Source organism: Enterobacter cloacae complex sp. IR5428, from assembly GCF_049238585.1.
Lineage (GTDB): Bacteria > Pseudomonadota > Gammaproteobacteria > Enterobacterales > Enterobacteriaceae > Enterobacter > Enterobacter intestinihominis.
Genome location: NZ_JBMKHV010000002.1, coordinates 72,968 through 94,739 on the forward strand (window position 1 = coordinate 72,968; position 21,772 = coordinate 94,739).

25 protein-coding genes are annotated in these 21,772 nt (G+C 56.4%); 12 read left to right on the forward strand and 13 right to left on the reverse strand.

Features of this window, described 5'->3' with window-relative positions; genetic code table 11:
• Window positions 1–57: 57 nt before the first annotated feature.
• On the forward strand, window positions 58–483 hold the full coding sequence (gene nudI / locus ACOTXC_RS02630) for a nucleoside triphosphatase NudI (RefSeq protein WP_022649111.1): 426 nt from the start codon (window positions 58–60) through the stop codon (window positions 481–483).
• On the opposite strand, the gene ACOTXC_RS02635 is transcribed toward nudI, so the two are convergent.
• Window positions 455–1,186: a helix-turn-helix domain-containing protein gene (locus tag ACOTXC_RS02635; protein WP_367075942.1), complete on the reverse strand. Its 732-nt coding sequence runs from the start codon at window positions 1,184–1,186 to the stop codon at window positions 455–457. The two genes, nudI and ACOTXC_RS02635, sit on opposite strands and share 29 nt — an antisense overlap.
• A gap of 95 nt (window positions 1,187–1,281) precedes the next feature.
• Here ACOTXC_RS02635 and ACOTXC_RS02640 point away from each other — a divergent pair, with 95 nt between their 5' ends.
• On the forward strand, window positions 1,282–1,701 hold the full coding sequence (locus ACOTXC_RS02640; protein WP_367075943.1) for a nuclear transport factor 2 family protein: 420 nt from the start codon (window positions 1,282–1,284) through the stop codon (window positions 1,699–1,701).
• A gap of 54 nt (window positions 1,702–1,755) precedes the next feature.
• Here the strand turns inward: ACOTXC_RS02640 and ACOTXC_RS02645 are convergent, their stop codons facing one another.
• Both ACOTXC_RS02645 and ACOTXC_RS02650 read right to left on the reverse strand, forming a co-directional pair.
• Window positions 1,756–2,937, reverse strand: a complete 1,182-nt coding sequence (locus ACOTXC_RS02645; RefSeq protein WP_022649114.1) for a PLP-dependent aminotransferase family protein — start codon at window positions 2,935–2,937, stop codon at window positions 1,756–1,758.
• 20 nt (window positions 2,938–2,957) lie between these two features.
• Window positions 2,958–3,845, reverse strand: a complete 888-nt coding sequence (locus tag ACOTXC_RS02650) for a LysR substrate-binding domain-containing protein (protein ID WP_022649115.1) — start codon at window positions 3,843–3,845, stop codon at window positions 2,958–2,960.
• Window positions 3,846–3,942: 97 nt separating this feature from the next.
• Here ACOTXC_RS02650 and ACOTXC_RS02655 point away from each other — a divergent pair, with 97 nt between their 5' ends.
• On the forward strand, window positions 3,943–4,545 hold the full coding sequence (locus ACOTXC_RS02655; protein WP_023298436.1) for a short chain dehydrogenase: 603 nt from the start codon (window positions 3,943–3,945) through the stop codon (window positions 4,543–4,545).
• Here the strand turns inward: ACOTXC_RS02655 and ACOTXC_RS02660 are convergent.
• From ACOTXC_RS02660 to ACOTXC_RS02690, 7 genes are all read right to left on the reverse strand, one after another.
• Window positions 4,542–5,273 carry a class I SAM-dependent methyltransferase gene (locus ACOTXC_RS02660; RefSeq protein WP_023298437.1) on the reverse strand — a complete coding sequence of 244 codons (732 nt, stop codon included), beginning with the start codon at window positions 5,271–5,273 and terminating at the stop codon, window positions 4,542–4,544. The genes ACOTXC_RS02655 and ACOTXC_RS02660 overlap by 4 nt on opposite strands.
• A gap of 125 nt (window positions 5,274–5,398) precedes the next feature.
• The gene (locus tag ACOTXC_RS02665) at window positions 5,399–6,778 is read right to left on the reverse strand and encodes an amidohydrolase family protein (RefSeq protein ID WP_180246321.1); all 1,380 of its coding nucleotides are present in this window, start codon (window positions 6,776–6,778) and stop codon (window positions 5,399–5,401) included.
• 1 nt (window position 6,779) lies between these two features.
• On the reverse strand, window positions 6,780–7,736 hold the full coding sequence (locus ACOTXC_RS02670) for a carbamate kinase family protein (RefSeq protein WP_421767389.1): 957 nt from the start codon (window positions 7,734–7,736) through the stop codon (window positions 6,780–6,782).
• Window positions 7,733–9,313, reverse strand: a complete 1,581-nt coding sequence (locus tag ACOTXC_RS02675) for a xanthine permease (protein ID WP_421767390.1) — start codon at window positions 9,311–9,313, stop codon at window positions 7,733–7,735. The genes ACOTXC_RS02670 and ACOTXC_RS02675 overlap by 4 nt, the downstream gene beginning before the upstream one ends.
• 11 nt (window positions 9,314–9,324) lie before the next feature.
• On the reverse strand, window positions 9,325–10,740 hold the full coding sequence (locus ACOTXC_RS02680) for a DUF1116 domain-containing protein (RefSeq protein WP_023298441.1): 1,416 nt from the start codon (window positions 10,738–10,740) through the stop codon (window positions 9,325–9,327).
• Window positions 10,740–12,281, reverse strand: a complete 1,542-nt coding sequence (gene fdrA, locus ACOTXC_RS02685; RefSeq protein ID WP_421767391.1) for an acyl-CoA synthetase FdrA — start codon at window positions 12,279–12,281, stop codon at window positions 10,740–10,742. The genes ACOTXC_RS02680 and fdrA overlap by 1 nt, the downstream gene beginning before the upstream one ends.
• 108 nt (window positions 12,282–12,389) lie before the next feature.
• Window positions 12,390–12,995: an ankyrin repeat domain-containing protein gene (locus ACOTXC_RS02690; protein WP_421767392.1), complete on the reverse strand. Its 606-nt coding sequence runs from the start codon at window positions 12,993–12,995 to the stop codon at window positions 12,390–12,392.
• A gap of 320 nt (window positions 12,996–13,315) precedes the next feature.
• Between ACOTXC_RS02690 and ACOTXC_RS02695 the strand changes: the two genes are divergently transcribed.
• Window positions 13,316–14,245, forward strand: a complete 930-nt coding sequence (locus ACOTXC_RS02695) for a LysR substrate-binding domain-containing protein (RefSeq protein ID WP_032625925.1) — start codon at window positions 13,316–13,318, stop codon at window positions 14,243–14,245.
• Here ACOTXC_RS02695 and ACOTXC_RS02700 read toward each other — a convergent pair.
• Window positions 14,242–14,400: a YqaE/Pmp3 family membrane protein gene (locus ACOTXC_RS02700; RefSeq protein ID WP_003862203.1), complete on the reverse strand. Its 159-nt coding sequence runs from the start codon at window positions 14,398–14,400 to the stop codon at window positions 14,242–14,244. The two genes, ACOTXC_RS02695 and ACOTXC_RS02700, sit on opposite strands and share 4 nt — an antisense overlap.
• Before the next feature lie 179 nt (window positions 14,401–14,579).
• On the opposite strand from ACOTXC_RS02700, the gene ACOTXC_RS02705 reads away from it, so the two are divergent.
• Together ACOTXC_RS02705 and ACOTXC_RS02710 are read left to right on the forward strand one after the other, a co-directional pair.
• Window positions 14,580–15,098, forward strand: a complete 519-nt coding sequence (locus ACOTXC_RS02705) for a rhodanese family protein (RefSeq protein ID WP_126502715.1) — start codon at window positions 14,580–14,582, stop codon at window positions 15,096–15,098.
• Window positions 15,099–15,180: 82 nt separating this feature from the next.
• Window positions 15,181–15,360, forward strand: coding sequence for a hypothetical protein (locus ACOTXC_RS02710; protein ID WP_006811690.1), 180 nt, complete (start codon window positions 15,181–15,183; stop codon window positions 15,358–15,360).
• A gap of 37 nt (window positions 15,361–15,397) precedes the next feature.
• Here ACOTXC_RS02710 and stpA read toward each other — a convergent pair whose 3' ends face one another.
• Complete coding sequence (gene stpA / locus ACOTXC_RS02715; RefSeq protein ID WP_022649126.1) at window positions 15,398–15,802, reverse strand: DNA-binding protein StpA; 405 nt, start codon at window positions 15,800–15,802, stop codon at window positions 15,398–15,400.
• 497 nt (window positions 15,803–16,299) lie between these two features.
• Here stpA and alaE point away from each other — a divergent pair, with 497 nt between their 5' ends.
• Window positions 16,300–16,749: an L-alanine exporter AlaE gene (alaE, locus tag ACOTXC_RS02720; RefSeq protein ID WP_022649127.1), complete on the forward strand. Its 450-nt coding sequence runs from the start codon at window positions 16,300–16,302 to the stop codon at window positions 16,747–16,749.
• Window positions 16,750–16,781: 32 nt separating this feature from the next.
• Here the strand turns inward: alaE and ACOTXC_RS02725 are convergent, their stop codons facing one another.
• Window positions 16,782–17,126 (reverse strand): DUF2002 family protein, encoded by a 345-nt coding sequence (locus ACOTXC_RS02725; protein ID WP_006811693.1) that lies wholly within the window; start codon window positions 17,124–17,126, stop codon window positions 16,782–16,784.
• Between the two features lie 158 nt (window positions 17,127–17,284).
• Between ACOTXC_RS02725 and ACOTXC_RS02730 the strand changes: the two genes are divergently transcribed.
• The 5 genes from ACOTXC_RS02730 (at window position 17,285) to nrdF (ending at window position 21,587) form a co-directional block, all read left to right on the forward strand.
• Window positions 17,285–17,611: a DUF883 domain-containing protein gene (locus ACOTXC_RS02730; RefSeq protein WP_017382769.1), complete on the forward strand. Its 327-nt coding sequence runs from the start codon at window positions 17,285–17,287 to the stop codon at window positions 17,609–17,611.
• A 243-nt stretch (window positions 17,612–17,854) separates the two neighbouring features.
• A complete protein-coding gene (nrdH, locus tag ACOTXC_RS02735; RefSeq protein WP_017382770.1) occupies window positions 17,855–18,094 on the forward strand; it encodes a glutaredoxin-like protein NrdH in 240 nt (79 codons plus the stop codon).
• The gene (gene nrdI, locus ACOTXC_RS02740; protein ID WP_022649128.1) at window positions 18,091–18,501 is read left to right on the forward strand and encodes a class Ib ribonucleoside-diphosphate reductase assembly flavoprotein NrdI; all 411 of its coding nucleotides are present in this window, start codon (window positions 18,091–18,093) and stop codon (window positions 18,499–18,501) included. Before nrdH ends, nrdI begins: the two co-directional genes overlap by 4 nt.
• Window positions 18,474–20,618, forward strand: a complete 2,145-nt coding sequence (gene nrdE / locus ACOTXC_RS02745; protein WP_022649129.1) for a class 1b ribonucleoside-diphosphate reductase subunit alpha — start codon at window positions 18,474–18,476, stop codon at window positions 20,616–20,618. Before nrdI ends, nrdE begins: the two co-directional genes overlap by 28 nt.
• 9 nt (window positions 20,619–20,627) lie before the next feature.
• Entirely contained in the window at window positions 20,628–21,587 is a 960-nt protein-coding gene (gene nrdF / locus ACOTXC_RS02750) for a class 1b ribonucleoside-diphosphate reductase subunit beta (RefSeq protein ID WP_063849434.1), read from the forward strand.
• Window positions 21,588–21,772: the final 185 nt, after the last annotated feature.

Sequence of the window (21,772 nt, forward strand, 5' to 3'; positions counted from 1 at the left end):
ATGATCTCCATCACCAATCTGCTATAGTAGCCCAAATTCATTTTTCAGGAAGAAATCATGCGCCAACGAACCATTGTCTGCCCCATCATCCAGAATGACGGAGCCTACCTGCTATGTAAAATGGCCGACGATCGCGGTGTATTCCCCGGTCAGTGGGCACTCTGCGGTGGTGGAATGGAACCAGGCGAAACCATGGAACAGGCGCTGCGCCGTGAAGTCCGTGAGGAGCTGGGCGACGCGCTGGACATTATCGACGTCAAGCCCTGGGCTTTTCGCGATGACATCAGGGTCAAAACTTACGCCGATGGTACCACCGAGGAAATTTATATGATTTATCTGATCTTCGACTGCATCAGCGCCAATCGGGATGTTACGTTTAACGACGAGTTTCAGGAGATCGCCTGGGTTTATCCGGAATCGTTAAGAGAGCTGGATCTCAACGAGGCCACGCGCATTACCTTTGCGCAAAAGGGCCTTCTTTAATCGCCCACTGCCCCGGCGTTTTACCGGTCCACGTTCTGAAAACTTCAATAAATGCGCTGACGCTGCTGTATCCGCACGAGAGCGCAATCCACCCCACCGGCTTCCCCGCCGCCAGCCACTCCATCGCCTGCATGACGCGCGCCAGCTGGCGCCAGTTGACGAAGTTCATCCCCGTCTCCGCGCTAAACCGCCGGTTGAATGTACGTACGCTCATCCCGGCACGGCTGGCATGGCTTTCCACCGTCTGATTATCATCGACGGATTGCAGCAGTTTCCTGACCACATTTTTCAGCCGGGGATCGGTCGGTACGGGCAGATAAAAGCGGACCTGAGACGCCAGAGCCAACTCCTCCAGCAGCAGGATGAGCTTTCGGGGATCGTATTCACTCCCGGCAACGCTTAAACGGGAAAACAGTGCATCGGTAAAATCGTCAGACTCGAAAAGCGTGGCCTCTTCCGGAAGCCCTTCACAATGGGCAGGGTCAAGATAGACAGCGCAACCTTCAATCGCACTTTCCGAAAAGGCAGCGTGCTGCTGACCAGGCGGGATCCAGCCGATATGTTTTGCGGGTACCACCGAACGCCCCAGCGGCGTCTCAATCAACAGCAGCCCCGCAGCAATGCGCCAGAGCTGGCCGGCATGATGGCTGTGCCACGGGGTGTGATAGCCGCCGGGATGAACAAGCCTCTCAGTTGTCAGCATGAATTTGACCGAAAATCGTTATTCTTCGACTTATTACAGAAACTACGCCTTATGCTGTCAAGGATAATAGCGGCTCAACATCACGAGGAGCTAACATGACCATCATTACATCCCTGATAAACCAGCCCGACAACACCGCGCAGCGCGAGCAAATGGCCTGTCTGTTAACCCGCTTATTCAATGGCAATGTAGATCCGGCAGAGGTGTTTACGCCCGACTACCAGCAGGTTACGGACGGTCACATGCTTGATTATCAGGGATTTATGAAACACCTGAACCATGTGCGTGCGCAGATCCGCGAGATTACGTTTACCGTGGAAGCGTTATGTTGCCATAACGAATGTGTGGCAGACCGGCACAGAGTGGCCGTGACATATCCGGATGGTCGCCAGGCAGAATTAGAGGTGTATATGTTTGCCACGCTGCGCGAGGGGAAAATTTGTCGGATCCATGAAGTCACACAGGTGCCAGACGGCGATGCATTTGACCGCACCCTCGCCCACGCCATGCAATAACCTTACCCTACACGGGAACAGCGCATAACGGCATCTGCCATTATGCGCATCCGCTTACAGGGAAATTTTCAGACGTCGAACCGCTTCTTTAAGCTGCTCATCCGTTGGGGTAACGAAAGACATGCGCAGCGTGGTGTGGTCCGGCTCGTTGCAGTAGAAGAACTCACCCGGCACAAACACGACGCCGTTGCTCAACGTTTTTTCCAGCCATTTCGTCGTATTGATGCCGTTATTCATTTTCGCCCACAGGAACATGCCGCCCTTTGGCTTGTGGAACGACATCACATCGCCCAGCTCCGCTTCCAGTTCACTGGCAAAGGTCTGGTATTTCTGGCGATAGGCTTCGCGGATCATTTTAATCTGATTCGCCAGACGACCGGTTTTCAGATATTCGTACGTCATCAGCTGCGACAGCGTGCTGGTGTGCAGATCGGTGGTTTGCTTGAGGTTCACCACCGCACGCTTCAGCCACTCCGGCACCAGCACCCAGCCCACGCGGGTGCCCGGCGCGAGGATTTTAGAGAAGGTGGAGGTGTACACTACGTTATCCTCATTGCCGATATCTTTGGCATGAGCAATCAGCGGGCGGAACGCTTCCTCGGTATAGTTGATTTCGCTGTACGGATCGTCTTCGATAATCACGAAGTCATAGCGCTTCGATAATTCCACCAGCTGTTTACGACGCGCCTCGGAGAGCGTCACGCCGCCCGGGTTACCAAAGGTTGGCACGATATAAACCGCTTTGATGGTTTTGGTTGCCACCAGCGCTTCAAGTTCATCTACTTTCATGCCGTCGCCGTCGGTGCCGACGGATTCAAAATTCGCCTGTGCCAGGCCAAAGACCTGCAACGCGGCGAGGTAGGTCGGACGCTCAACGACGACCGTATCGCCCGGGTTAATTAACGCACGCGCCAGCACGTCAAGCGACTGTTGAGAGCCGGATGTAATGACCACGTCATCGGCTTTACAGGCGATGCCGCGACCTTCACAGATGCGTTGGATCTCTTCGCGCAGCCCCGGGACGCCTTCCGTCAGGCCGTACTGGAACGCTTCGCCAAAATGCTGAGACAGCACGGCATCAGCGGCAATTTTTAAACCTTCATGATCGAACAGATCCGGGTTTGGAATACCGCCCCCCAGCGAAATCACGCCTGCCATTTTGCTATGTTTTAATAATTCACGGATGGCAGAGGATTGCAGGCCCTGCGCGCTGCTGGCGAGTTTGTTTGCAGACATTCTTTACTTACCTTCTTTTTTTATATTGTGCCCAATCTTAGCAGAATATGGGCAATAAATTCCGTTAGCTTAGGCAGCGGACGCAAATCCTGGCGCCACAATAAATGCACCGGCCTCGGCGCGGGCGTAAACGCTTCCAGAACCCGAACCAGCCTGCCGTTTGCCAGCTCTTCAGCCACCAGCACTTCCGGTTGCAGCAATAGTCCTGCCCCGGCTCGCGCCGCCATGCGTAAGCCGTAGCCGTCATTGCATCGTAAGACGGCATCACGCTTCCAGCGCACCTCGCCTTCCACACCGGGCAGCCGCCACTCGTTACGCGCCGTCCATACCGTGTGCGACAGACACAGGTGATCCACCAGATCGGCTGGCGTTTGCGGCGTACCGTGACGCGCCAGATATTCCGGCGCGGCGCAGATCGTCATGTTGTAGGGACACAGGTATTTCGCCACCAGATCCTCATTTCGGATCTCCCCGATGCGAATGGCCAGATCGACCCCTTCCTCCACCAGATCCACCATTCGGTTGGTGAGATCCAGTTCGATGCGCACTTGCGGGTAGCGCTGTAAAAACGTGGCCGTCAGAGGCGCGATAACGCAGCCGCCAAACGAGGTGGGTGCCGTCACGCGCAGGGTGCCGGCGGGCGTGGCTCGCAGACGTTCAACTGCGTTTTCAGCAATCGAGACCTGCTCCAGCACGCGCCTGGCCTCTTCGAAATAAACGCGTCCGGCGTCGGTCAGGCTCTGGCGACGGGTGTTGCGCTCCAGCAGCCGCGTGCCGAGCTGCGATTCCAGCAGCGCAATATACTTCCCGACCATCACCGCCGACATCTCCAGCCGGGCCGCCGCGCCGGTGAAGCTGCCGCTTTCCACCACCGCGATGAACGTCTCCATCCCGCGAAGCTTATCCATATTCCAAACCTCTGGTTAGTAATCTTCTAACGTTAGCCCAGTTTATCTGAGTTTTTAGTTATTAAAGAATGAAGGCTCACAACATAAGGAGTCTGCTATGAAAATCGTCATTATTGGTGCCAGCGGTACGGTCGGTCGTGCAGTCACAGAAGAGTTAAGCCAACGCCACGAGACGATCCGCGTGGGTCGCACGCAGGGCGAGCATCAGGTGGATATCACCTCGCAGGCGAGCGTACAGGCGCTGTTCGAAAAGATCGGCCCGGTGGATGCGATTGTCTCCGCCAGCGGTGGGGTACACTTCGGCCCGCTCGCAACCATGACCGACGGCGAGTTCAACCGGGGCTTGCAGGATAAGCTACTGGGGCAGGTTCGTCTGGCGCTGACCGGCCAGCACTTCCTGAACGAAGGCGGCTCGATCACGCTGATAAGCGGGATTGTGGCGCACGAGCCGATTGCTCAGGGCGTCAATGCCACCACCGTAAACGCGGCGCTGGAAGGGTTTGTGCGCGCCGCGGCCTGTGAACTGCCGCGCGGGATCCGCATTAACTTGATCAGCCCGACGGTGCTGACGGAATCCGTCGAAGCATATGATGGCTTCTTCCCGGGCTTTGAAAGCGTTCCCGCTGCGACCGTTGCGCAGGCCTACCGCCGCAGCGTGGAAGGGGTACAGAGCGGGCGGGTATATAAAGTCGGCTATTAAGCCTTACGGGCGGCGATCAGCACCAGCATCGGGCGTTCCGCCTCTTCGGCCAGCGCGGGCCAGGCGTCAACCTGCGCCTGCGTTGGTCCCCACTCATTGACTTCACTTATCGTCAATCCGGCCTTGATCAGCGCGTTAAGCGTGGTACCCAGAGTGCGGTGGTATTTGATTACCCCCTCTGCCAGCCAGTTGCTGACGCGCTTGCCTTCGTCCTGATAATGGTTCACGCCCCAGAACCGCTCACCGTTGTCGTCGGTGAGCCAGCCCTGACGGGTGGCGCAGGTATAAATCGGGTGCTCCATCGAGAAAACCAGGCTGCCGCCGGGTTTAAGCGCACGCTGCACCCTGGCGAATAACGCGTCCAGTTCCGGCAGATAGTGCAGCGCCAGCGAGCTGTAGACCAGATCGAGACTGTTTTCGCGAAGCTGAAGAGATTCCAGATCGCTACGCTGATAGTGGATCTGCGTGTCATCCGTCAGTTCTGCCGCGCGGGCGAGCATCTTTTCAGAGATATCGACGCCCGTGACGTCACAAGCGCCCAGCTCGCGCGCCACGCGGCAGAACCAGCCGTAGCCGCACCCAAGATCGATAACCGATGTGCCAGTTAAATCCGGCAGCATCGCCTTAAGCGCAGGCCACTCTGGCGCGCCGTCCAGCCCCTGAACCGAGCGCGGAAGCTGGGCGTAGCCTTCGAAAAACGCCGGATTGTCGTAGATGTTTTGTGCCATGGCAGATCCCTCTTTAAGAATGTGCATAGCAGTATACTGCATTGTCGGGTGGCGGCTTCGCCTTACCCGACCTACAAAATCTCCGAACCGTAGGCCGGGTAAGCGCAGCGCCACCCGGCATCACATTAGCCCACTGAGCCCCAGACCAGATTCCCCTTGTGGAACGTCGCGGTACGCGGAGAGATACGCGCCACGGCCTCGGCGGAACAGGAGGCATCCACCAGCACGAAGCTGGCGTCGTCCTGCGCTTTAGGCCACACGCGCTCACCTTTGTCGTTCAGCGGCAGCACGTCGCCGGTGGCGATGCCCAGCGCCCGCGAAAGCGTCTGTTCGTTCGGGCGAATATAGAGCTGGGCGTAGAGGTTGGCTTTCTCCAGCATGTCCCCCAGACCGTACGGGGACCAGTGGTCAATCACGCTGTCGGTACCGGTCATGACAAACACGCCTTTATCACGTAAATGCTTCAGCGGCATGTGCAGGGTGCCAATCGGCACGGTCGAGGCGATGGTCACCTGCTGTGCCGCCATGCGGGTGGCGATCTCATCCACCTGCTGTTCGTTAAGCGTCGCCAGCGCGAAGGCGTGGCTGATGGTCAGCTTCCCCTTCAGCTCCGGCGTTTTCTCCACGGTTTCTACCATGTAGTTCACCGCCGCCACGCCCGCCGGGCTGGTTTCGTGCAGATGGATATCCACCCCTTTGTCATAATCCAGCGCAATCTGGAACATGGTGTCGAGGGATTTCTCCATCGCGCCGTCGACGCTGGTTGGGTCCAGCCCGCCCACGTAGTGCGCTCCGGCCTGCATCGCCTCGCGCATCAGCTTTTCAGAGTTGGAGAGCAGCAGACCGTGCTGCGGGAAGGCAACGATTTCACAGTCAAAACCTGGCTTACGGCGCGCCAGTACCGCCTGCAAATTTTCCAGGTTTTTCAGGCCGGAAACCGGCTCTATGTTGCAGTGGCTGCGGGCGATGGTGGACCCTTTGGACTGGATCAGGTCGATCAGCTTTTCGGCGCGTTCTTGCGTGTAAGGCTGTAATTCCGGCAGCAGCTTCTGCTCCAGGCGGATCATGTCCTGAATAGTGGTACCCGCCGGACGGTTCAGGGAGCGCCACGGGCCGCCATAGAAGGTTTTGTCCAGATGGATATGCATGTCGCACATCGCCGGGAGCATCAGCTTTTTGCCCGCATCGAAGTGCGGCAGGGCCGCGTCGGCGTGGCTGTTGTTATCGCGCAGGGCGACGATTTTCCCGTCTTTGATCTCAAGCGTTTTCAGCTCGGTGCGGGTGCTTGTCGCCACGCTGCCGTCGAAGTTAAACCCGGCTTCCAGCAGCACGTTGTCGAGATAGTAATGTTTTGCGGTGATGTTCATCGGTTTACCCGTCTCGCAGGTTGCCTTAGCAGAATCGGCAGCATACGCGACGGAACCCGTGGCGCCAAACAGCGCGCAGGCGGTAACCATTTTACCGCTCTGGCTAATAAACTCGCGGCGGCTTTTATTCTCACTCATCTTATCTTCCTTCGTTAACAATGTGGGTACCCGTTTCACCGCGCAGCGCTGCGGGCAGGCAGTCCGGCGAGGTGATGATCACGCGCCTGCCGCCATGGCGTAAAAATTCCAGCGAGGCGACGATTTTCGGCAACATGCTGCCCGCCGGGAAGTGGCCTTCATCCCTGTAGCGCGTCATCTGCGCCACGTTGACGGTATCCAGCGCCTGCTGGTTCGGCTTGCCGAAGTTCACGCACACTTTCTCCACGCCGGTGGTGATCACCAGCACGTCGGCGCCGATCTCGCACGCCAGCAGCGCGGTGGAGAGATCTTTATCTATCACCGCGTCCACGCTCTGATAATCGCCCTGGTCACTGCGCACCACAGGAATGCCTCCGCCGCCCGCGCCGATCACCACAAATCCTTTCTGCGTCAGCGCCTTGATGGCATCCGCCTCGACAATGCGCCGCGGCTGCGGTGAAGCTACCACGCGGCGATAGCCCCGGCCTGAATCCTCGACAAAATGCCAGTCCGGGTGCGCAAGTTGCAGTTCGTCGCGCTGCGCCTCGCTGAAGAACGCGCCGATGGGTTTCGTCGGGTGCATAAAGCCAGGATCATTTTTATCCACCTCCACCTGCGTGACGACCGTGACCGCTTTTTGTTCCCCGCGCGCCGCCAGGCGGTTGTTGAGCGCCTGCTGGATCAGGTAGCCGATGCCGCCCTGGGTATCCGCCACGCAGTTTGCCAGCGGGGTCAGCGGCAGCCCTTCCCGCTCGTGGGCGATCTCGGCGCGGCGCAGATCCAGCCCCACCTGCGGGCCATTGCCGTGGGTGAGCACGATGTCATAGTCCGAGGCCAGCATTTCGAGCACCGACTCAGCCACCGCTTTGACCGCCTGCGCCTGATGCTCAATCGACTGGCTGGCGTTGTCTTTGATAATGCTGTTGCCGCCGATGGCAACGACCATAAGCTCTTTCATTTTGTTTCCTTTAGAAGGTGCGTTCTGGCGCCCTCACCCTGGCCCTCTCCCACTGGGAGAGGGGGATTAACAGAGTTATCGAGAACATGCTTCACCACAAACATCCCGCCCATCATCAGGTAGGCCGTGACGAACATCAGGGAACTGCCCTCGGCAAAGCCCACCACCGGGGCGTGGATCACGCCAAACAGCGCCAGCAGCGCGCCTCCTGCGGCGGCGACGGCCCCCCGTAGCGGTTTGTTGATGATGGCGAAGATGGCGATACAGCCCCAGAGCATGCTGGCGAGCGGCGCGCCGTTGCCGAGATGCATCAGGCCTTCGTAGTAGATCCCCTTGCTGTGCAGCACGTCGGTGCCAATTTTCGCCGCGCTGGTCCCGGCCGCGCTCATCACGCTGTTCATCATGGTCAGCGCCCAGTTGGCAATCCACGGGAACAGGCAGATGAAGATGACGGGCACCTCCACTTTCGGGGTTTCCCTCACCACCTGGTTGGCGGTGACAACGCCGATAAACACCAGAATCGGCACGATGGCGGTCATCGGGATGATGGCGAGCATAAAGGCCCCCAGCCCGAACAGCGGCACGATGAACATGGTCACGCCGGACGCCAGGGTGTAGCCGATGCTGGCGCCCATCGCTTTCCAGCCAGGATGGCCGACGTAGACCGTGACCGGGAACGGATTGCCCATCAGGCAGCCGAGCATGGAGGCCAGACCGTTCGCCAGCATTACCTTGCGGGTCGGGTATTCATCCCCCGCCGCATGGGCGCTTTCGATGTTCTCCAGGTCAAAGATGTAGTTCGCCAGCCCCAGCGGTACGGCGGACGCCAGATACGGCAGCGCGTGCGGCAACCCCTGCATAAAGCTGTCCACATGCACTTCCGGCGGGTTAAAGCCGAAGGATGACATGGACGCTTTAATGGCATCCGGGCTTTGCAGGCCGGAGATCCACGCAAGCAGAGTACCGGCAATCAACAGCAGCAGGCCGGTCGGGATGCGGGCGAAAATCGGCTTTTTACCGAACCAGTTAATGAAGATCAGCAGCAGGACGATAAACGACACGGTCGGCGCTTCGAACGCCTGCAACATCGGGTTCATCGCCAGCAGGAGCAGGCCAAGACCGGACAGGCACGACAGCAGCACGGTACGCGGGATCATCTTGCGGATGGTTTCCCCCAGGAAGGAACCGCCCGCGAGGATCATCGCTTCCACAAAGCACCACACCAGGCCAATCTGAATCGCGAAATCCGCATCGCCGGTTTGCTGGTAAACCGGCATTAAGACCAGGAAGGTCACGGTAAAAATCGACGGCGCGCTCGGGCCGGACGGCAGCGCGGTGACGTCCGTTCGTCCGGTGGCGCGCGCCATTTGCAGGCCAAACCACGTATAGCAAAGACTCGCTACCAGCACCGCCAGCCCGAAGGCTGGCGCGATGCGTCCATAAACAATCTCCTTCGGGATGCCGACGACAAAAATGAGCAACCCCATCATGGTCAGCAAATTGGTCAGGTTGTTGGTCATCAACCCGAAATAAGCTGCCCAGTCACCTCTTTTCCACTCCAGTTTCATGTTTTTCATGGATGCATACCTTATAGAACGTAGCGATCGCGGAAGGTTAACAGCGCCTTTTCAAAACAGCTAAACGGCGGGTGAACGATGCCCGCCCCAATCATGCCGATACCGGCGTCCTTATGGGCAATGGCGGTATTAATGACCGGCAGAATGCCGCTGCCCGCGACCTTCGTGATGTCGATGGCGGACGGGATGCCCATAAACGACAGCAGCGGAATGGTGACGTTCGGGTTTTCGCCGAGAGTGATTTCGCGCATCTGGCGGGAGAAATCGATGGCTTCCTCCACCGTGCCGCCCACCAGCGCCACGATTGCCGGGGCTGTCGCCATCGCAAAGCCGCCGATGCCGTAGGTTTCGGTAATCGCGCTATCGCCGATATCCAGCCCGGAGTCTTCCGGCTTATAGCCCGCGAACATCGGGCCGATCACCTGCTGCGCCGGGCCGGTGAACCACTGCCCCGGCAGGCCGGAGACGCGCAGGCCGAACTCGTAGCCGTTGCGCGCCATGGTGGTGACGACGGTGCTGTACTCAATGCCGTGGGCGGCATCCAGCGCGGCCTTACACATTGCCATCCACGTCGGACCGGAGAAGTAGTCGCTGCTGGCGACAAACTCGAACACTTCACGCTGCTGCGCCACCGGATAGCCCGCCTGGATCAGCCCCGGCGTCAGCGCCTGAATAAGCAGCGTGGTGCCCGCGTTGTTGCGGTTGTGGCACTCGTCGCCCATGTGCAACGCCTGGGCCAGCATCAGGCGCAGGTCGATTTCGCCGATAATCTTCATCGCGTCGCGCAGCATTGGGCCGAGCACGTCGCGCATCCAGTTCAGGCGGTCGATCACGCTCTGATCGTTGGCCCCCATGCGCAGGATCTTCGCCATCTGCTCGCTGAGGTTGGTGAAGGCGCGGTTGCCGTAGGTTTTGTTCTCAACGATGTGCATAAACATCGACGCGGAGGTGACGCCCGCCATAGAGCCCACACAGTCGTGCTCGTGGCACGGCGAGAAGGTGATCTTCCCTGAAGCCGCCAGCCTTGCGGCGTCCTCCAGATCCGTCGCCAGCCCTTCAAACACCAGCGCGCCGGTAACCGCGCCCTTCATCGCCCCGCACATGTTTTCCCAGGTAACAGGCGGACCGGCGTGCAGAATGGTGGTGCGGGTCATGCCCGGCACCACGTTGATGGCCTGGTCATAGCCCACCAGCACCGGATGGGACTGAATAATGCGCTCAAGGGCAATGTTGTTCGCGGCGGCAATTTTCTCCGCCAGCGGTTTTTCCGCCAGCCGGTCCAGCGCGTCCACCACCTGCATATTGCCCTGCCCCGGCGGCGTCCAGTCGAGCTGGGTCACGGGAACGTGCTGTTTTTTGAGGTCGTCGCTGAACATCGCAATCCCGACGTTAATCACGTTCAGCGGCTGGTTGAATAAGGTCGTCATTATGCTCTCTCCCCTTTGCAGACAAATTCGCGTGCCAGTAATCCGGTATTGGTGCTGCTGCTGGCCCAGATGACGCCTGCGTCGGTCAGCAGCTGGCACTGCTGGGCCAGCGACTGCGGATCCTGATCGGTGCCGAGCACGTAGCCGAGAATTTCCAGCGGACGGTTGTCGGCTTTCGCGATTGCCTGTGCCTCTTTGATCGCCTCGATCATCACCCCCACCGGATCCTCGTGTGCGCCAAAGCCCAGCACGAAGTCCATCACGATGACGCCCACCTGCGGATCGCGCGCCTCCTGTAGCAGGCGGCTGATGCGGTTGGTCGGGTCGATCATCGGGTGTGGCTTGCCGTTGGTGAAGTCATCGTCACCGAAATCAAGGAAGGTGTGGGCCTGGCTGACGCTGATATCTTTCAGACGCCTGGCCGGGTCCGGCTGGATGTTGCTGTAAACATCGTCAAACTTCTCCAGCGCGGCAAACATCGCTTCGTCGCACAGGGTGCCGCCGCAGAACAGGCCGCGAATGTACTTCTGCTGCGGCGTCAGGCGGGCGCGTACCTCTTCGATTAGCGGCCAGTTGAGCGGATGTAAATCCAGGGTGTCTTTTTTAATGCCGGTAAGCAGCACCGCTTTCAGGGCCGCCTCTTTGGTGCCACGAGCAAACTGTAAACGGTCTTCATCGGCAGGCGGTTCGTTGCGGCCCAGGAAGCACACAACCACAGGCTTGCGGCAGGCGCGTGCCCGGGCCAGCACCTTCTCTGCCACCGCGGGTGCAGGCGGTTTGGAGATGAGCGCTATCACCCGGGTCGCGTCGTCCGCCTCCAGCATGTCGATGGCGTCGAGCATCATCAGGCCGCCAATCTTCTCGCTGAGATCGCGCCCGCCGGTGCCGATCAGCTGCGACACGCCACCGCCGAACTCGTGAATGCGCACGCTCAGCTCCTGGCTACCGGTGCCGGAGGCGCCAACGATGCCAATCGGCCCGCGACGTACCGCGTTGGCAAAGCACAGCCCCGCGCCGTTGATAATGGCGGTGCCGCAGTCCGGCCCCATCATTAGCAATCCTTTGTCATGCGCCAGCTGCTTCAGCGCCAGCTCGTCGTCGAGCGACACATTATCGGAAAACAGCATCACGTTGAGATCGTTTTCCAGCGCCTGGCGCGCTTCGCGGGCGGCGAAGGTGCCGTTGACGGATATCACCGCAAGGTTGCTGTCCGGACGATGGGTTTTGGCGCTGGCAATCGTCGCGTAGCGTGCTTCATGGGAGCCAGCGCTCTCTTTACGCGTAAATAACGCTTCAATGGCGGCAAGGGTTTCCTCATTCGCCGCGTCGCCTTTAATAACGATCATCAGGTCGCCGTTTTTCGCGTCCGCTAATTCCGGCGTTAATAGCCCGAGGTTTTTTAATACCCCTTTGTTCATTTCCGTCGCCATCGCCACAAACGCCTGCTCGACGCCCGGCAATTTATTGGCTTTGGTGGAAACCGACATTAAGGAAACCGAATCGAAATACGTATTCTTTTTTATGACGATTTTGGTTGGCATTATTTTCACCTGTTTAAGATAAAAGGGGGCCGCCGTCGTGCTAAATGCACGTCGGTAACAATGCGTTTTTTGATTCACGGCCAGCCAGGGGAAGGCTGACCGAATGCGCTATGCGCCTGCCGCCAGCAGAAGGTCTGCGATCGCGTTGAAGCCTTTTTCCCGCGCCAGTTCGAGCGGGGTTTTGCCGTATTTATCAGTCATGTGCGGATTCGCGCCGTGATCCAGCAGCAGCTTCACAATTTCCTGCTGCTTTGCGCCGCCGTCGTTTAACACGATGGCCTCAAGCAGCGGCGTCCAGCCGACAAAATTGGTGTGGTTGACGTTAATGTCGGTTTTTTCCAGCAGCTCGCGCACGATTTCAACGTGCCCTTTTTCACTGGCAGGGGTAATGCCCACGCCGCCAAAGCGCGTCAGACGGTCGAGATCCGGATCCGCCGGAAGGACAATGCGCAGCAGGGTTAAATCATTGGTCAGGCAGCCGATCAGGAAGGGGTTAAAACAGGTCTGGTCCTGTTTATCAATATCCGCCCCGGCGGCAATTAAAAATTCCACACAGGCGTAATGCTTTTTCAGGCTGGCAATAATAATGGCGGTTCTTTTCTGGCGGTTGGTCGCGTTAATATCCACGCCTTTTTCCAGGCAGGCTTTTAGCGCGTCGATATTACCCTCTTCTGCCGCCAGCAAAAATTCTGTAACCAGTACAGTTGCAGACATATTCAGACTCCCTATGTTTCACTTCTGATGACCTGAGAATAGCAACAGCCTGGTCATAAAAGAATCCGCTTAAAAATGATTCATCGACACGCAATTCATTGTTGAGTTAAATTCAACAGTCCGGCAAAAACGTGCGTCTGTGCAACCTTTTTCTTATGGTTTACCGGTTTTACGCGCCTCGGGCTGCATTATCCTTATGAATGAAAAAGCCTTACACAGCGCGGCTCTACGTAAAAATCCAGAACTGTGACCGACATCAACTATGATGTAACGCCGGTGTTAAAATATGTTCAAAACTGATGGTAACCAGGAGCCATAATATGAATTCCATCTTTACCGAAGAGAATTTGCTGGCCTTCACCACCGCGGCACGCTTTGGCAGTTTTAGCAAAGCGGCTGCCGAGCTGGGCGTCACCACTTCCGCCATCAGTTACACCATCAAACGTATGGAGACCGGGCTGGACGTGGTGCTGTTTGTACGCAACACGCGCAGCATTGAGCTTACCGAATCCGGTTTTTATTTTTATCGTAAAGCGACCGACCTGCTGAATGACTTTCATGCCATCAAGCGCGGGATTGATACCATTTCGCAGGGCATTGAGACGCGGGTGCGCATCTGCATTAATCAGCTTTTGTATACGCCACGCCATACCGCGCGTTTGCTCCAGGTGCTGAAAAAACAGTTTCCTACCTGCCAAATCACGGTGACGACCGAGGTGTATAACGGCGTCTGGGATTCCATCATTAATAATCAGGCCAACATCGCCATTGGCGCGCCGGATACGCTGCTGGATGGCGGAGGCATCGATTACACCGAGATAGGCGCGATCCGCTGGGTATTTGCCATCGCGCCCACGCATCCGCTGGCGTTCGCCCCGGAGCCCATTTCCGAAAGTCAGCTGCGTCTGTATCCCAATATCATGGTTGAGGACACCGCGCATACCATCAACAAGAAGGTCGGCTGGCTGCTTCACGGTCAGGAGGCGATTCTGGTACCGGACTTTAACACCAAATGTCAGTGTCAGATCCTGGGGGAAGGTATTGGATTTTTACCGGAGTATATGACGCGTGAGGCGGTGGAGGACGGGCTGCTGGTAAAGCGGCGAATCAATAATCCGCGCCAGGACTCGCGCATGCTGCTCGCCACGCAGCATGCGGCGACCGGTCAGGTCACGCGCTGGATCAAACAGCAGTTTGGTCCCGAGGGCGCGCTGACCCGGATCTACAGTGATCTATTGTGGCGTACCTAGCTTTTCGTCTGAACCCAAAACGCGTGGATAAGACCCGGGAAGTAACCCAGGATGGTCAGAAGGATGTTCAGGATAAACGCCCAGCCCAGTCCCTTGCCAAGCAGCACGCCCAGCGGCGGGAGAATAATCGTAAAAACAACGCGCCAAAAACCCATAAATAACTCCGTGCAAGCTAACCAATTGAAAATTATAAAAGACACTTCTCTAAGCGTAGCCAGTTTACGGGTAACTGCCATTCGTCTCTCGCGCTTTTACCTGCCTTTACCCTCTTTACACTGGCTGAAACCCTGCCTTAAATGCTCTACTGTTCTGAAATTGACCGTAAGGAAACACAATGTCTCTTCCTCTTATTTCGCCGCAGCAGGCAAACGCGCTTATTGCTGAAGGCGCCAAACTTATCGATATTCGCGACCCCGACGAGTATGCCCGCGAGCATATTCCAGCGGCGCACTCCATTCCGCTGGATTCGTTACCCGGCGGGCTTAACGCAGCGCCGGGAGAAACGGTGATTTTCCACTGTCAGTCTGGCGCAAGAACCGCAAACAATGATGCTCGTCTTGCCCAGGCAGCGTCCCCTGCGAACGCCTTTGTGGTTGAGGGAGGCATTCAGGGCTGGAAGCAAGCCGGGCTGCTGACCGTTGAAGATAAATCGCAGCCACTTCCGCTGATGCGTCAGGTGCAGATCGCCGCCGGGCTGCTGATTCTCTGCGGCGTGGTGCTGGGTTACAGCGTCTCCAGCGGCTTTTTCCTGCTAAGCGGTTTTGTGGGCGCCGGGCTGCTGTTCGCCGGAGTGACAGGTTTTTGCGGTATGGCGCGACTGCTGAAAGTGATGCCGTGGAACCGACGTACCTGATAAGGGGTATCTGAAAGATTAGGCTGTACCCCGCCCCGGACGTGGGCTATGGTGAAGATCGTGACAATGATGAGGAGGTGCTATGTTTTCTGTCGGTGATTATGTCCAACCGCGTCAGGGCGGTCCGAAACTGAAAGTGCTCGAAGTAAATGGTGAAAACATTGTGGCCGTGCAGGCCAGCAATGAGCAGGGCGAGAAATATCACCTGAAAGCGGCGGACGTAGTTCTGTACTCCGAAGAAGGTGACTTTGGCGTCTGCTAAGTCAATAATCGGGCGGAATATACCGCCCGAATAATCATCAGATCAGGAAATCGTCCAGCGATTTACCGTTTGCCAGTGCGTTCGCAATTGGCTTTGGCGTACGTCCCTGACCGGTCCACGTTTTCTCTTCACCGTTCGCGTCGATGAAACGATATTTCGCCGCACGCGCTTTACGTTTTTTAGCCGGCTGGCCCGCATGAGCCAGTTCTCCGCCTAACAGATCGCTCGGGGAAATACCGTCTGCCTTCATCAGTTCCAGCAGAGCATTAATTTTATCCTGCTGTTCAGCGCGCTGGCGCTCTAATTCAGCCTGCTCGCTGCGTTTTTCTTCTGTGACAATCCGAACTTTTTCCAGCACTTCTTCCAGAACATCCATGGATAATTCACGCGCCAGCGCCCGGAGCGTACGGATATTATTAAGATTCTGTAACGTTAAAGCCATAATAATGAGAAACCTTTCTTCGTGTGTATAACATAAATCAGGCAACAGAATAATTGATTTTTGTTCTGATATCTACCCACTCTGTCGTTTTGACATTATTGTAAATGTTTTAGAATATCCCGTTAATATAACCCCGAATAACCTGTCAGTTTTAATGCGTAATATTCCGTCCTGCACCTGGTCAAAAATCCCTGTTTAATGCCGTTCAAAAAACCGCCCGGCATCCTCCGAATAACAAACGTTATACGCTTGCTCAGATAAGCTAATAGTTTGATTTCGTTTAATAAAACGGTGAATGGGAAAGAAAATAACGACTCGCACAAAAAACAGCCAACTTTAGAGAATTTTATCGACAAAGCGCCCATAAATAAAAATTAATCACTACTTGTTAGTTAAAAGCCAGAGGGATACGCTATACACTCAAAACAAACCAACCTAAAGCACTAAACGCCGCAGGTAAAAACGCCACTTTTTTGTCCTGTTCGAGGAGTTCAGACATGTTCTCACCGCAGTCTCGCCTGCGCCATGCGGTAGCGGATACGTTCGCGATGGTCGTTTACTGTTCCGTCGTAAACATGCTGATTGAAATTTTCCTGTCCGGAATGACCTTTGAGCAGTCCCTCTCATCGCGCCTGGTGGCCATTCCGGTGAATATCATGATTGCCTGGCCGTACGGAATGTATCGCGATGCGGTGATGCGTTTCGCCCGGCGTATTAGCCCGGCAGGTTGGGTAAAAAACCTGGCGGACGTGCTGGCTTACGTGACGTTCCAGTCCCCGGTGTATGTGGTTATTTTGCTGACGGTGGGCGCAGACTGGCATCAAATCGCCGCCGCGGTAAGTTCAAATATCGTGGTATCTATGCTGATGGGTGCGGTGTACGGTTACTTCCTTGACTACTGCCGCCGCCTGTTTAAAGTCAGCCCTTATAGCCAGGCAAAAGCGTAAGATAAGGCGACTGGCTCATGCCAGTCGCTGAGTTATTGTACGTCGCCAAACAGCCCTTTCAGAAAACGCTCCAGCGCCATACGCGAGCTGAAACCGTGCGGAATACCATAATGTTCATGCGTCTCGCCGCCTAAATAGAGCGGAAATTGCTGATAATGATCGCAGGTTTTAATATCCGAGGCGGGCTCAGCAAATGACAGGCTTCTGTCTTTGAGTGTCGGGTGAATAATGAGAGCAGTACGCCCCATTCTTGCTTCACGGTTGACGTAAACATAATTCTCACCACGGCGATATCCGTACGCTTTTGATGTTACCTCATCCATGGTGAACCCTTCTTTTTCAAGAACGCGCGCCACCTCATCGGGTCGTAAATACATATCTTTTCCTCATTATCATACCTGCCGGGCAACCTTACAGTATTCAGCATTAGCAGGGCTTTCAGAATATTCCATAAACTGCCCGATAAGCCGTGACTCGCTTCAGATATTACATTTCTGGACTAAACTAAACGGGAACACAAATTATGGAGGATCGTATGTTTAACAGACCGAACCGAAACGATATTAACGACGACACCCAGGATATTCGTAACGATGTCAGCCAATTAGCGGACACGCTGGAAGCCGTATTGAAATCCTGGGGCTCTGACGCGAAGGATGAAGCAGATGCCGCGAAACGTAAGGCTCAGTCTCTGCTGCGTGAAACGCGCGCAAGGATGAATGGCCGCTCACGTACCACTCAGGCGGCCTGCGATATGGCCAGCTGCGCCACCACCTTCGTACGAGAGAAACCGCTGTGTACGTTGGGAACGGTCGCGGCCGTCGGGATTTTTGTCGGCGCCCTGCTTAGCCTGCGTAAGTAAGCACGCGTTCTCAGCCCCGGCAGCCTCAGGCGCCGGGGCTTTTCTTTGCCTGAAAGCCTGAAAAACCCGCGCAGTTCGCCCTGCCCCGCCAGGCTCATCATTGGGGCCTTATCAATCTGAATTTCCCATATCTTGTGTGGTTGAAAGTTATCTCAACTACATCTAGTATTCCCTTTAGCAAGACAGACACAACATGACGCGTTTACTCGCGCCGTTCTCTCATTCTAAATGGAAATACGAATCATGAGCATTATTATTTACACTCGTAACGATTGTGTTCAGTGCCACGCCACGAAACGGGCGATGGAGAGTCGCGGCGTGGCATTTGAGATGGTCAATATAGATCAGGTGCCTGACGCGGCAGACACCCTGCGGGCGCAGGGTTTTCGTCAGCTTCCGGTTGTGGTTGCCGGCGACACCAGCTGGTCTGGCTTTCGTCCGGACATGATCAACCGCCTTGCCGCTCAGGGCGTCAGTGCATGAGCAGGCTGGTCTACTTTTCCAGCAGCTCGGAAAACACGCTTCGGTTTATGGAGCGTCTCGGGCTGCCCGCGATTCGCATTCCGCTGAACGAGCGGGAGCGTATTCAGGTAGACGAACCCTACATTCTGGTAGTGCCCAGCTATGGCGGTGGCGGCACCGCGGGGGCTGTGCCTCGTCAGGTGATCCGCTTTCTGAACGACCCCCATAACCGGCAGCTGATTCGCGGCGTGATCGCGGCAGGCAATCGCAACTTCGGCGAGGCCTTTGCCCGCGCCGGGGATGTCATCTCTCAAAAATGCGGCGTGCCGTATCTCTATCGTTTTGAACTGATGGGGACACAGCAGGACGTAGAGAACGTGCGTAAAGGAGTGAACGAATTTTGGCAACGACAACCGCAGAGCGCGTGATTCAGGCGACGCCGGATTACCATGCATTAAACGCCATGCTAAACCTCTATGACCGGGAGGGGCGCATTCAGTTTGGCAAAGATCGTGAGGCGGTGGACGCCTTTTTTGCCGCTCATGTACGCCCGAACAGCGTCGTCTTTGGCAGCCAGCAGGAACGTCTCGACTGGCTGGTAAAAGAGGGTTATTACGAAGAGCGCGTCCTGACCCGCTACGACCGCGCCTTCGCGGTGGCATTGTTTGAACGGGCGCACGCCAGCGGTTTTCGCTTCCAGACGTTTCTCGGCGCGTGGAAGTATTACACCAGCTACACCCTGAAAACCTTCGACGGCAAACGCTATTTAGAAAGCTTTGAAGATCGGGTGGTGATGGTAGCCCTGACGCTGGCGCAGGGCGATGAAGCCCTGGCCGAAAGACTGACGGAGGAGATCCTCTCCGGTCGCTTCCAGCCCGCCACGCCAACGTTCCTTAACTGCGGCAAAGCCCAGCGCGGCGAGCTGGTCTCCTGCTTCCTGCTGCGTATTGAAGACAATATGGAGTCGATTGGCCGTGCGGTAAATTCGGCGCTACAGCTGTCGAAACGCGGCGGCGGCGTGGCATTTCTGCTTTCGAACCTGCGGGAAGCGGGCGCGCCGATCAAGCGCATCGAAAACCAGTCCTCCGGCGTCATCCCGGTGATGAAGATGCTGGAAGATGCTTTCTCATACGCTAACCAGCTTGGCGCACGTCAGGGCGCGGGTGCGGTTTATCTGCACGCGCATCATCCGGACATTCTGCGTTTTCTGGATACCAAACGTGAAAACGCCGACGAAAAGATCCGCATTAAAACCCTGTCGCTCGGCGTGGTGATCCCGGATATCACGTTTAAGCTGGCCAAAGAAAATGCCGACATGGCGCTTTTCTCGCCGTATGACGTCGAGCGTATCTACGGCAAAGCCTTTGGCGATGTGGCCATCAGCGAACTGTATGACGAACTGGTGGCGGACGAGCGCATTCGTAAGAAATACATTAACGCCCGCGACTTTTTCCAGACGCTTGCCGAAATTCAGTTTGAGTCCGGGTACCCGTACATCATGTACGAGGATACGGTGAACCGCGCCAACCCGATTGCCGGGCGCATCAACATGAGCAATCTGTGCTCGGAGATTTTGCAGGTCAACAGCGCGTCCAGTTACGACGAGAACCTCGACTACGCGGATATCGGCAAAGATATCTCCTGCAATCTCGGTTCGCTGAATATTGCCCACACCATGGATTCCCCCGATTTTGGCCGCACGGTAGAGACCGCCATTCGCGGGCTGACGGCGGTATCGGACATGAGCCACATCCGCAGCGTACCGTCCATTGAGGCGGGCAACGCCGCGTCGCATGCCATCGGCCTTGGGCAGATGAACCTGCACGGCTATCTGGCGCGGGAGGGTATCGCCTACGGCAGCCCGGAAGGGCTGGATTTCACCAACCTTTATTTCTATACCATCACCTGGCATGCGCTGCATACCTCGATGATGCTGGCGCGCGAACGCAACCAGCGGTTCGCAGGCTTTGAGCGGTCCCGCTACGCCAGCGGAGAGTATTTCAGCCAGTATCTGGAAGGCGACTGGCAGCCGAAAACCGAAAAAGTACGCGCGCTTTTCGACCGCGCCGGCATCACCCTGCCGACGCGTGAGATGTGGCAACAGCTGCGTGAGGATGTGATGCACTACGGCATCTATAACCAGAACCTTCAGGCGGTTCCGCCAACCGGCTCCATTTCCTATATAAATCATGCCACGTCGAGCATCCATCCGATCGTGTCGAAGATTGAAATCCGCAAGGAAGGCAAAACCGGACGCGTCTACTACCCTGCCCCGTTTATGACTAACGAGAATCTGGCTCTGTACCAGGACGCCTATGAGATCGGCCCGGAAAAGATCATTGATACCTACGCCGAGGCGACCAGACATGTGGACCAGGGGCTGTCGCTGACGCTCTTCTTCCCGGACACCGCCACCACGCGGGACATCAATAAAGCGCAGATCTACGCCTGGAAGAGAGGCATCAAAACGCTGTACTACATTCGCCTGCGCCAGCTCGCGCTGGAAGGTACCGAAATTGAAGGCTGCGTGTCCTGCGCGCTGTAAGGAGAAAGGATGAAACTGTCACGCGTAAGTGCCGTTAACTGGAACAAAATTCAGGATGATAAAGACCTGGAGGTCTGGAACCGCCTGACCAGCAACTTCTGGCTGCCGGAAAAGGTGCCGCTCTCCAACGATATTCCGGCCTGGCAAACCCTGAACCATGCCGAGCAGCAGCTGACAATCCGCGTCTTTACCGGCCTGACGCTGCTGGACACCATTCAGAATACCGTGGGTGCGCCCGCGCTGATGAGTGATGCGCTGACCCCGCACGAAGAGGCGGTAATGTCGAATATCAGCTTTATGGAGGCGGTCCATGCCCGCTCTTACAGCTCGATTTTCTCCACCCTGTGCCAGACCAGAGACGTGGACGCGGCCTACGCCTGGAGCGAAGAGAGCGCGTCATTGCAGCGCAAGGCAGATCTGGTGCTGGAATATTACCGGGCCGACGAGCCGCTGAAGAAGAAGATCGCCAGCGTGTTCCTGGAATCTTTTCTCTTCTATTCCGGCTTCTGGCTGCCCATGTACTGGTCGAGCCGGGGCAAGCTCACCAATACCGCCGATTTGATTCGCCTCATCATCCGCGATGAAGCGGTACACGGGTATTACATCGGCTATAAGTACCAGAAAGGACTGGAGAAAGTCACCCCGGAAAAACGCGAGGAACTCAAAGGTTTTGCCCTCGATTTACTGATGGATCTGTATGACAACGAGCTGAGCTATACCGAGGAGCTGTACGCCGGAACGGGCTGGGAAGAGGACGTAAAAGCCTTCCTCTGCTACAACGCCAACAAGGCGCTGATGAACCTGGGCTACGAAGCGTTATTCCCACCGGAAATGGCGGAAGTGAACCCGGCGATCCTCGCGGCGCTGTCGCCCAACGCCGATGAAAACCACGACTTCTTTTCCGGGTCCGGCTCGTCGTACGTGATGGGTAAAGCGGTGGAGACGCAAGACGAGGACTGGGATTTTTAATGAATGAATTAACGTTCATTAATTAACTCTACATTTCATTATTTCCAGCCGAATATTCCACTACGTACTACACTGTAATTTCCCCTTCATATTCGCCTGAATCACACCGATTCAGGCGAAATTCTCCCATGCAGTAGCAAAAAATTGAGAAAAATTCAAAGCGCCCTCAGCCCTTTATTCATGGG